We start from the raw sequence: 11,938 nt of genomic DNA on the forward strand, positions 1-11,938 counted from the left end.
ATTTATCTTAATATTATTTATACAAATTCAAAAACGCCTTTTTTAATTTCTACTAAATAAATAAAAATAGGTTTAATAGGTTAAACAATTCACCCCATTAAACCTTTTTTTGTTAAACTTCTTCTTTACATTATTTTAAATAAGTCTAACTAATTTTTTATAATTATAAGTTTTTACTATAATTATCATATGATTTCGCTATTTAACATCTTCATTTCAAAGTAATATGATATTAATTGAAATAAACACCTTTAAAATACAGAATCTGGAGTAGCTAAAGCTATAGAAAAATTTGTTTTAAGTTAAATAAAAAAACACTATTTTAAATAGTGTTTTTTTATTTAACTTATGCTAACTCTTGTTTTAATGCTTCACTGTAATGGTTACAACTTTCATATCTGTAATTTTTCCCATTAGATACTAGCATTATAACTTGAATCATTGTAAATACAAGAGAAGTTCTTTTTTTATAAGCCATATATCTTCCATCCCAAGACTCACAATATTTTTCTTTAAATCTCTTTAGTCCTTCAAAAGAGTAAAAATATTGTCCATGAGAATAAATTTTAGCAGCCATTTTTTCTCTTAAAAATGAATATTTAGATCTTCCCACATTAGATAAAGGTGCCATTCCCATATTAAATCTTGAATATCCATGCTCTATCCCATATTTAAATAAATTTACAAATATAAAATCCATTATCCCATTACAGCTATCTTTTGAGAAACGCATTAAATCTATAGATAATGTTTTATTGCCATCATACATAGGCATTAAATTTGTAAATCCTTTAATTTCTCCATCTTTATTTTTTACTATAGCAATAGCATCTAAACTTAAATATTCTTCATCGAAGAATCCAACTGAGAATCCTTTTTCTAGTCTTCCTTCAAGCCATTCATCAGAAATATTTTTAATTTCTTCAAGAAAACTTTTACTAAATGGCGGATACACCATTTCAAATGTATATCCTTCTTTTTCAACTCTAGAAAGCGCATTTCTTACACTTTTCATTTTACGTCCTTCTAACGTAAACTCTTCTAAGTTTACAGATGCCTCTTCACCTAATTTAATAAATTCATATCCAGTTTCATGTAAATGAGGTATCATCTTTTCATCTATTGCTGTAAAAACAGGTATGTACCCATATCTATCAGACATTTCATAAAACTCTTGGATCGATCCAAAGAACTTGCTATCATCACCTACAAGGTTCCCAAGAACTACTAACTTATTTGCATATACTTGATATTGAAGCATAACATCTTCATCTTTATTCATATATACAAACTTATCATTTAAATTTACAAAGTGAATTACAGAGCTTCCATTATACTTTTTTAATATATTGTCTACTTTATCTTTACACTGATATAATTTAACTTTTTCAAAGTCATTCTTTTTATTTAAGTAATATAAAATAACTAAAAACGCTACTGCAATTAAAAATCCAATAGTACTTATTGCTCCAAATTTGCTTACTTGTTCAAAAGTATGGTAATTACTTAAATTAAATATAGAGTTGCTAGAAACTTTTAAATGAGTGTTGTTGTAAGCTATATATATATATAATCCTTGGAAAAATAATAATATTAATGAATTTTTTAGTATATCTCCCCATCTCATTACAAATCCATCTCTATAAAATTGGTTTTTACTAATTTTTAATACTACTCCTACAATAATTAGATATGTACTAACCTGATATTCAAATCTAATAATTAAAGATACAAGAATTCCAATTATAACTAATGCCATAGTTATCTTATACACATTTTTAGATTTAAAGCTTATTACTCTAGACATAGCAATTAATAAAAATCCAATTATAATAGAAAATCCACCAGACATACATGTAATTTTAAATCCTAAAATTTGATTTACTACATGTATTCTCTCTACCATACCAGGTATAGCTTGTGATGCTAAAAGTAATAATCCCGCAGAAAATACTAATATAATTAGTCCATAATGAGCAAATTTTGATGATACTATTGAAACTAAATACTTTTTATTTTTATCTACTTTGGTCCAAAGTTCAGATATATATAATAATAATCCTATAAGTAATGGTATTATATAGTAAGTTAATCTATATAAAAATATAGCTAATATTACCTTCTCTGATGCAACGCCTAGAGCATTAAGTCCTGTTAGTAAAGTTAAATCAAATGTACCTACCCCACCTGGAGACATACTTATTATCGCTACAGCTATAGCAGCTACAAATATTGGAAAAAATTGTGCTATCGATATATTTTCTCCTAATATTATCACTATTGAATACACTAAAGTTATAGTCGTAATCCATTCTAATAATGATATTCCTATTATTTTAAATGTATCTATAACATCTCTTCTTATCTCATTTTTATACTTTATATATCTTCCAACTAAAATCAATGTTAAAATCGGTAAATACATACTTATGCATATAGTTAACACATTTGTGATACTAATTTTACCAAGATTAAATTTCATCATTATTAGATATATAAAACATGTCATTGAAAATCCAGTTAGATTTAAAGCTACTACTTTGGATACCTCTTTGGCTAAATGTTTTTTGTCTTTAACATACGGATTGTAAAAATGACTTTTTAAAGCAATAGCACTGCTTCCTCCAAATCCAACAATACTAGATACAGAACTGGCAATCCATGAGTATTTATATAATTTTTTATTATCTAAGTTTATTCCAACTCTCTTCTTGATTATAAAATCATAAAAAGTTAAAGGTATATATGAAATTATGCCCAGCGAAATAATAATAAGTATATTTCCTAATGTAAGCTGATGTGCATAAGTATAAAATGTTTCGATGTTAAATCCGCTAATAATATTAGCTGACTCTTTAACTGTTATTCCTAAAATAATTACTACAAATAATATTTTTAATCCTAGTATTAGTCTATTTTTATTTGTTTTGATAACCATCACCTCTCTAATTTATTTTACTTTATCAAGTCTACCACATTACATTATGCTTTTTCGCTTTATTACAAATTTGTTATGTACATGTAACATTACTGTAAAACACTCTATATATTAAACATATTAATTCTTAATTCTTAATTTTTTTAAGTGATATTTCTTAATTTTTTCTTTAGAAATTATTCCTTATTTGCATCAAAATAAAAGTGCGCATATAAATATAATTTATATGCGCACTTTTATTTTATAGCTTATTTCCTTTTATATCGAATTTTCCTGGAATCGGATTATAAGATTCTATTTTTTTACCTGGACTATTTGGATCACAACTAATACCTAATAACTTATCTTCATCAACTATTATATACATAACTGTGGAATTGACTTTATCTCCTTTTTTAGAATCTAATGGATGTTTTTTTACAACCACTGTATATTTACTTAAATCGCTTAAATTATTATAATTAGGTTCAATTTTATACGCTATACTTTCTTCTTCAGATATATAATAACTCTTCTCTTCATCGAAACTTATAAGTCTTAAATCATTATCTTCTATAATTTTTTTTATAACAGGCGGTGTAAGTACCCTTTGAGATATATTTGCTTCTATTGTCATATATGCACATAATAAAATACCTACTAATAGTCCTGATTTTAGACTTCTATATTTTGATTTTTCATAAGTGTCTAGCTCATCTTTCTTTATATATTCATAAAAATTTGTAAATGTTAACTGTATATAAGGCCCTACCCAAATATATGCTATTCCAAAGGTAAATCCAACTAAAAGCATCCATCCAATAAAACTTAATGAAAGTAATATATAGTCCCAAATATAATTTTTAATAATACTGATAGATTTTTTAATAGCTTCAATTAATGAAATATCTTGTTTATCTGCAACAATGTATTGAAGTTGTGAAAAAATTATAGAGAAAAATAAATTTGATATACTACTTATAAATGCAATCATAGTTAATCTTGTGTGACTATCTTTTACTAAAAATATTGGTATAGCTACAAAAGGAGCAGTCATAATAAAAGTTATAGCCATCTGAAGCAATATAGCTCCATATGATTGATATAGTATATTAAATCCTTTTAAGACATCTTTTGCTTTGATTTTATCCCCTTTTATACAATCTAAAGATACTATATTTAATCCTACTACTAACGGAGTAGATACAAGCATTGATATGATACTTATAACCAATGTCATTCTATACGATGTGAAAATTTCTTCACTTAAAAACTGTGGTATAAACGTAATCATTCCAACTAATACAGTAGCTATAGTAATATCTATTTTATTATCAGCTAACTGTCTCCTAGCTTCTACTTTCATATCCACCCTTAATTCACTTTTATTCATTTTATTCCCCCCTGATTTGTTGCTATATAATCTATTTATTATAAATTATATATATTTTATGCTTAGCTTTAGTTACAACATCCTTACAAATATTAGCAAATAAAAACTTATCTGAAATTTATTTTCCATGTCTTTTTTACATTTTAAAAAAAGATATTACCATAAATATTATGGTAATATCTCGAAATTCCTTTAATTTATTCTAATTTTTTGTCCTTAGTTCTTATATTCATTTAACAGTATTTGTTCCGTAAACACGTCTAAATCTGTTTTACTTTCTATTCCTGTGATTATTCCTGACTCAGAATATTGCCATCCAATATAATTTTCTCCCCATATAGGATTGCTTTCCGGATTACTTGTTCCGTATTGAGCTATCCACAAAGGATATCTTCCTAATCCAGATTCTGAATCTAAATTATTTTGAGCAAAATTAGTATATGTGTAAATAGCTACATCCAATCCACTTAATATTTTAACTTCCTCCAAAAACTCTATTGCCTGTCTAGATAGTTTTGATTTGCTTAACCCTCCTGTTTTTTCTAAATCTAAAACTAGCTTGCAGTCACATTTTAATTTCTTTATCGTACTTACAAAATGTTGAGCTTGTGCTTTAGGTGTTCCAGAATTTACAGGATTAAAAAAATGATAAAAACCTATCTTTAGTCCCTCTGCTCTTGCTTCATTATAGTAATCTCTAAATCTAGGATCTATATAATTAGTTCCTTCTGTTGCTTTTATATAAACAACTTGAATTCCACTATTAAAAACATCTTTAAAATTCACATAGCCTGTCCAATGACTGACATCAATACCTTTTAATTTATTCACATAAAACCTCCTTTTTAAAATTTCTCCAAGTAAAGTCCCCCTAATCTATATAATATTCAAAAAAATTTTTTATGTTCCTTTACATTAAATAATTTATAAAGTAAAAAAGTTTGATAGACTGTACTACTTATCTATCAAACCCTTTTGTTTTCTTCTAAAAATAGAATTCCTTTTTCTGTTATTACCGATCCACCTCGTCCAGATAAAATTTTTATAAATCCAAACTCTTGTAATTCTATTAATATACTTCTAATTTGTTGCTCAGTTAAAAATATCTTTTCTGCTAATGCATATTCATATATTTTCCTTCTTCCAATTCTCTGTTTTAAAACATATGCATTATTTATTTTCTCTAGTACAAATATATAATCTCTTAAATCTCTTTTTAAATTAGATATGTTTTGAATATCATTTTTCTTTGATAATTCTAAGCAATAATCTTTATGTTTTATTGACTCTAACATGTACTCAGGTAAATCATATACTTCTATTATACTTTTATCTAAATATGAACAATACTCTACTAAATTTCTTAATTCTCTTATATTTCCTTCCCAGCTATATGTTTTAAAAACCTCAACAAGTTCATCTGAAAGGCTAAATTTCACATCAAGATTTTTCTTAAATGATTCGAAAATTAAAAATACATCTTCATTTCGATTTCTAAGTGGTGCAATTTTTAATGGCAATACATTTAATCTATAAAACAAATCTTTTCTAAATTTATTTTCGCATACTAGCTTTTTTAAATCTCTATTGGTAGCTGCTATAATTCTTATATCCACATCTATAATCTTATCTGAACCAACTCTTCTAATTTGTTTTTCTTGAATTACTCTAAGAAGTGTAGCTTGAGAGTTCAAGTCCATTTCTCCTATTTCATCTAAAAAGATAGTACCTTTATTAGCTAATTCAAACAATCCAATTTTTCCACCCTTTCTAGCTCCTGTAAATGCCCCTTCATCATATCCGAAAAGTTCACTTTGTAATAATCCTTCTTGAAAAGTGCTACAGTTTACAGCTACAAACGGTCCTTGGCTTCGTCTTGACGCACTATGTATAGATTGTGCAAATAACTCTTTACCTGTACCACTTTCACCAATTATAAGAATAGATGAATCAGATTGAGCCATTTTATATGCAATTTTTTTTGTATTTTTTATAGAATCGCTACATCCAATTATATCGTCAAAATTATATTTACTTACATTCCCTGAGCTCATTAACTGAGCTCTTAACTTCGCTTGTTTCTTTTCAGCTTGATGGAATTTGGATACTTTTATTATAAATCCATTAAAAACACTTATATGCGTGTATTTAATCTCCATGTTTATATCTATATTATTTACTTTAATAAGTTTTTGAAAATATGGAACTTCTTTTTTAATTATTTGATCAAAATCTAGAGATTTTACATATTCACCTATATATTTTCCTATCATTTCATTTCCATTGATAGATAATATTTCTCTGGCTACGTGACTATAAAACTGCACTATACCATCATTACTAACTCCAATAATTCCATCGTCAATTGCAGATAATAAAAAATCAAATTGATTCTCTAATTTAGTTTGGGTTACTAAAAGCTTTTCTGTTATATAGCTAATTGGGACAATCTTATCCATAAATTTTTTTACTAAATCCTCTTGAATAAGACTTTCTAAATTGAGCTTCATAGCTATATCTGCAATAGAACTTAAATCTATTATTCTATATTCTAAATCTATAATCTTGCAATTTTTAGCTTCTATATTTAATTTTTCTCCTGGTGTAAGAACTATTGAGTTTTCTGGTATCTTTTTCATCTCAGGATAGCAAGGTATAAGATTTGGTATATCTACACCTAATCTACATATAATTGCTATTGTTTCTAATGCCATACTTTTTGATAAATTATAAACAAATACAGTTTCATTTTTATTTATCTTGCATATTTTTTCAAAACTTGATTTTTCAAAAGTTAAATTAGGTATGATTATCTGTGCATCTAAATTGCACATCTTTAAGATTTCTTCATATTTTAAATTTACAGAAAGAAGAATTAGTTTTTCTTCAAAGAAAGTAAATCCGCCCTCTTCAAAGGAATACAGGTTTATCTTTATACTGTCTCCTAAAAAATAATTTATTTGATTTGCATATATCTCTCCTGCATCTTTTTTTAATGTTACTATAGCTAATTCTCTTTTTTTCATTTTTATCCCTCATATCTAATATTCTATAATCATTAAATAAATTATAACAATATCATATATAAATTGCAAAATATAGTAAAGAGAGATAAATTAGCTTTATCTCTCTTTACTATGTTTCTAATTACATTTTTTTATATAATCAACAATCTCTTTTGCTGTATCAATTAAGTAATCCCCTTTAAAGTAATTTAATTTAATTTCTTCAAAATTACCAATTGCTGACACAACTTTAGGAGTTTCTTCAAATACACCTAAAACATTCATATCTTTATCTAAAACTGCAATTGTGGGAGCTTTATAATTTTCAATTTTTAAAATAGGAGCTAAAAACTTTTTACCTCTTTTTATACTTATTACTGACATATTGAAATTCTGATTTAAATCGCAAAGTCTTTTAACTACACTTACATTAAGTTGGAAATCTGGACAAAAGATTTCACCTGAAACTAAAAAGTTTATTTCTTTATCAAAATTTTTAACCTCTTCTATTAAATCATTTGGTAAGTTGATGCGAGAAGTATTTTTTACTACTATAGCTCTTTCTTCTTTCGTTCCTACTCCTACAGCTGATTCAAAACTTACGCCTACTTCAAATAGCTCTTTGATGTTCATTTCCATATTAATAAATCCTCCAATATATAATTTTTGTACTATTAATATAGAGCAATTACTATGCCAGTTTTTGAAGGCTTACATTAAATCTTATTTATAAGTTTCAACCTACTGAAAATATCACATTCTATAAATTTTTAATTTATAGAAACTAGTTAAATTTAATTTTTAACTTTGGTTTTATTGGTTATTATGGTTGTTATTTAACCCTGTTAACCCATTTATCTATTTCTACAAATGTTTCATTATAGGTTACTTGGCCTCCCATATCTGAAATTCCACTATCTGTTAAAACATTTGGATTACCATGTTTTTTCCACCATCCAACATAAATTAAAATTATATCATCCCCTACACTATCCGTTATTTTAATTTGAACTTTTATACTTCTATTTTTACTAACTAGTTTTACAATGTCATTTTCTTTAATATCTTCTCTATCTGCCATTTCTTCATTTATATAAGCTTTTGCTATTTCCTCTTTATCCATCATATGCTGACTAGAAATACTATCTCTACAGTGATTAGTTAGTAATCTATACTTATTTCTTTTCTCAGATTTTATATATATAGGAATTGGATTTACACCATCTAAGATGGCATCGTTTGAATATAGTTCAATTTTTTTTGATGGAGTGTCAAATATTTTATCTTCCCATGCTATAGGATTATGTATAGTCAAATAATTGTTTTTTATTGTATCTAAATTTATATTTCTATCAAGTTCCACCAATGGCTTTATTACCTCGCATATATATTCTAACTTAGATACCATTGGATAATCTTTCATGTTTAAACGTTTTGCTAATTCCATAAAAAAATAATATTCATCCATTAGTTTATTTTGGGGATTTACTGCTTTTTCATTATATATAATATAAGGATTTGTCATTGATGAATATAATAAATCTTCACTCTCCAAAGTATTTGTACATGGTATAAATAAATCACACTCTTTTGCAGTATCTGTCATAAACATATCGAAACATACTTTGAAATCTATATAATTAAAAGCTTGTTTTATATCTACTACATCAGCTAGTTGATTCAATAAATTACTCTTTGTTATAACTGCCATTTTGATAGGAGTTTTACTATTCATAGCTTCTTTTATAAACTTACTAATGTGGCTAGTGTAAAAAAATCTATTATCACAATAATCCTCACTATTAAATGGATCTGTATTTAAAACTGATGGATATACTTTGTTTGCATAATTAATACCTCCACCAGCAAATCCTACTTGCCCAGTTATAGCCCCTAAAGCATCTATAGCTCTTATATTATTTCCTCCATTTTTATATTTTTGTATTCCATACCCTATATATATAGTAGAGTACTTGTCTGTATATAATTCTACTAATTCTTCTACTATATTCATCTGTACTCCACATTCATTTAATAATTCATCTAAATCTAAATTAAGTATATAGTCCTTATAGATATCAAATCCTACTACGTATTTATCTATATACTCATTATCACAAATTCCTTTTTCTATTATAATTTTTGTCATAGCCATAGCTAATGCTCCATCTGTACCCGGATTTATTCGTATATATTTATCTGCAATTTTAGCTGTATCTGTATATATTGGATCTATAACAACTACCTTTACTCCTTTAGCTTTTGCTTTTTTTATCATTTGAAATGTATGTATTGTAGTATATGCTGGATTTTTTCCCCATATAAAAGTACTTTTACTATTTAAAATATCTTCTAACGAATGACTTTTAGATGTTCCATAATCATATTCTTGTGCTTTTATTCCAGCACTCCAACAAGGGCCTCCCTTGCTTTTACTTACTCCTCCATAAAAATTAAAGAAGATATCACCTATGTCTTTTAAAACTGAACCACTTCCGTATTGAGTGTAATATAATATAGATTTTGATGAGTATTTATCTTTATATATCGTTAGTTTTTTGGCAATTATATTTATAGCTTCTTCAAAACTAATTTCATTCCAAACTCCATCTATTTTTATTAACGGATTATATATTCTATCTGGGTTATTTAATCTTTTTAAATGAGATCTTCCTTTATTACATATAAATCCTTTTGTATAGGGATGATTTTTATCACCCTCTATTTTTATAACTTTTTCATCTTCTACATATACATTAAACTTACAACAATCAAAACAATCTAGCGTACATCCATGACTTAAAATTTTCATTAATAACTCCCATCCCTCTTATTTATTTTGATAAATAATATTTTCTTTATAGATAATAATATAAACATCTATACACACAATCAATACTTTATATACTTAATTTGCATAAATTTTTAGATATGATATAATGTTAGACAATTTAACCAAAATGTAGATAACTTTTATGAGGTGATAATATGGAATTTTTAAGAATTCAATCTGAGAATAATAAATATTGGAATGAAATAATGGAGATGTATAATACAAGCTTTCCATTATTTGAACAAAGAACTTTAGAGGATCAAATCTTAGCTTTACAAGATGAAAAATATTACTGCATGGCACTTTGTGAATCTGATTCACTAATTGGACTTTTATTTTATTGGGATTTAGGCAAATTTGTATATATAGAACATTTTGCAATTTCTTCAAATTTAAGAGGTAAAAGTTATGGCTCTAAAACTATTAAAGAGTTTTGTAAAATTAATAAAAATGTAATTTTAGAAATAGATCCACCTTTGGATGATGTATCTATTAAAAGATTAAATTTTTATTCAAAATTAGGGTTTAAACTACAAGAATTTGATCATACGCATCCATCATATAGAAAAGATACACCTGCTCATGAACTAAAAATCATGACTTATCCAGATGATATAAATAAGTCTGAATTTAATAATTTTAGTAATTTTTTAACTAATATAGTAATGAAATACTCTGAAATATAAAAATAGGTACATGCTAGCATGTACCTATTTTATTTATTTTTCTACTAGTCTATCAATTATACTAACTAAATTAGCAATTTCCGGTTTAGTTATTTGTTCATCTGCACCTATAGATTTTCCTTTTATTCTCATTTCTTCGCTTATCAATGAAGAGAACAGTATTAAAGGTATATCTTTAAGCACACTATCATCTTTTACAAGTTTTGTTAATCTATGTCCATCCATTAATGGCATTTCAATATCTGAAACTATGCATGAAACATGGTTTTTAACAGGTTCTCCGCAAGTCTTAACTTCTTCTAAGTATTCCCATGCCTCTTGTCCATTATCAACTTTTATTGTGTTTTTGTATCCCGCTTTGTGTAAACATTCAACTATCATCTTAGAAAGTAACATTGAATCTTCTACTATTAGTATAGTTTTGTCATTTTCTTTACGTTTACCTAATCTATCTATTTCTTCATATTGAATACTTGACTCAGGACTTATTTCTGCAATAATTTTTTCAAAGTCTAGTATAGTTATAAGTCTATCTTTATATTCTGCTATACCAGTTGAAACTCCTTCGTCTCCACCGTAAATTACTTTATCTGGTTTTTTTATATCTTGCCATGAAACTCTAGCAATACCTACTACAGATTCAACATGGAAAGCAAAGTTTAACTTATTGAAATGAGTTACAATAAATATATCATTATTTTTATGTTCTCCCTTAGGCAAGTTTAAATACCTACCTAAATCTATAACTGTTATTATTTCATTTCTAGGCTTAAATACACCTTCTACTAATTCATGTGAATTAGGCATTTGTTTTACTGGTTGTGCAATCATTATTTCTCTAACTTTTGCTACATTTATACCAAATAATTCACCTGCTATAGTAAACTCCATAATTTCAAGTTCATTTGTTCCCGACTCTAAAAGAATTTTTGTTTTACTAGTATTCTCTGAAACGCCCATAGTTACCTCCCGATTTTTATTTTCAACTATAAAATATACTTTCTATATATACGGAAGATTCTTTTAAATCTAGAGATACGTATTTACCTATATTTATATATATACTATTAAAATATTATATATATTTCAAAATAGCTATAATTA

8 protein-coding genes are annotated in these 11,938 nt (G+C 26.1%); 1 reads left to right on the forward strand and 7 read right to left on the reverse strand.

Annotated features, from left to right (window positions below; translation table 11 throughout):
• Positions 1-346: 346 nt before the first annotated feature.
• The 6 genes from mprF to VN21_RS08165 form a co-directional block, all read right to left on the reverse strand.
• Positions 347-2,938 carry a bifunctional lysylphosphatidylglycerol flippase/synthetase MprF gene (mprF, locus tag VN21_RS08140; protein WP_046822807.1) on the reverse strand — a complete coding sequence of 864 codons (2,592 nt, stop codon included), beginning with the start codon at positions 2,936-2,938 and terminating at the stop codon, positions 347-349.
• Positions 2,939-3,179: 241 nt separating this feature from the next.
• Positions 3,180-4,310, reverse strand: coding sequence for a DUF975 family protein (locus VN21_RS17850; protein WP_052952012.1), 1,131 nt, complete (start codon positions 4,308-4,310; stop codon positions 3,180-3,182).
• 216 nt (positions 4,311-4,526) lie between these two features.
• Positions 4,527-5,141, reverse strand: a complete 615-nt coding sequence (locus VN21_RS08150) for a GH25 family lysozyme (protein WP_052952013.1) — start codon at positions 5,139-5,141, stop codon at positions 4,527-4,529.
• A 134-nt stretch (positions 5,142-5,275) separates the two neighbouring features.
• Positions 5,276-7,336: a sigma-54 interaction domain-containing protein gene (locus tag VN21_RS08155; RefSeq protein ID WP_046822808.1), complete on the reverse strand. Its 2,061-nt coding sequence runs from the start codon at positions 7,334-7,336 to the stop codon at positions 5,276-5,278.
• A 117-nt stretch (positions 7,337-7,453) separates the two neighbouring features.
• Positions 7,454-7,954: a thioredoxin family protein gene (locus VN21_RS17855; RefSeq protein WP_052952014.1), complete on the reverse strand. Its 501-nt coding sequence runs from the start codon at positions 7,952-7,954 to the stop codon at positions 7,454-7,456.
• Between the two features lie 193 nt (positions 7,955-8,147).
• Positions 8,148-10,127, reverse strand: a complete 1,980-nt coding sequence (locus tag VN21_RS08165; RefSeq protein ID WP_046822809.1) for a molybdopterin-dependent oxidoreductase — start codon at positions 10,125-10,127, stop codon at positions 8,148-8,150.
• A gap of 176 nt (positions 10,128-10,303) precedes the next feature.
• Here VN21_RS08165 and VN21_RS08170 point away from each other — a divergent pair, with 176 nt between their 5' ends.
• Complete coding sequence (locus VN21_RS08170; protein WP_046822810.1) at positions 10,304-10,834, forward strand: GNAT family N-acetyltransferase; 531 nt, start codon at positions 10,304-10,306, stop codon at positions 10,832-10,834.
• A gap of 33 nt (positions 10,835-10,867) precedes the next feature.
• Here the strand turns inward: VN21_RS08170 and VN21_RS08175 are convergent, their stop codons facing one another.
• Complete coding sequence (locus VN21_RS08175) at positions 10,868-11,794, reverse strand: chemotaxis protein (RefSeq protein WP_046822811.1); 927 nt, start codon at positions 11,792-11,794, stop codon at positions 10,868-10,870.
• Positions 11,795-11,938: the final 144 nt, after the last annotated feature.

Source organism: Paraclostridium benzoelyticum, assembly GCF_001006285.1.
GTDB lineage: Bacteria > Bacillota > Clostridia > Peptostreptococcales > Peptostreptococcaceae > Paraclostridium > Paraclostridium benzoelyticum.

Coding starts and splice junctions, on each gene's coding strand:
- mprF (WP_046822807.1), bottom strand. CDS start 2,938: ATGGTTATCAAAACAAATAAAAATAGACTAATACTAGGATTAAAAATA.
- VN21_RS17850 (WP_052952012.1), bottom strand. CDS start 4,310: ATGAATAAAAGTGAATTAAGGGTGGATATGAAAGTAGAAGCTAGGAGA.
- VN21_RS08155 (WP_046822808.1), bottom strand. CDS start 7,336: ATGAAAAAAAGAGAATTAGCTATAGTAACATTAAAAAAAGATGCAGGA.
- VN21_RS17855 (WP_052952014.1), bottom strand. CDS start 7,954: ATGGAAATGAACATCAAAGAGCTATTTGAAGTAGGCGTAAGTTTTGAA.
- VN21_RS08165 (WP_046822809.1), bottom strand. CDS start 10,127: ATGAAAATTTTAAGTCATGGATGTACGCTAGATTGTTTTGATTGTTGT.
- VN21_RS08170 (WP_046822810.1), top strand. CDS start 10,304: ATGGAATTTTTAAGAATTCAATCTGAGAATAATAAATATTGGAATGAA.
- VN21_RS08175 (WP_046822811.1), bottom strand. CDS start 11,794: ATGGGCGTTTCAGAGAATACTAGTAAAACAAAAATTCTTTTAGAGTCG.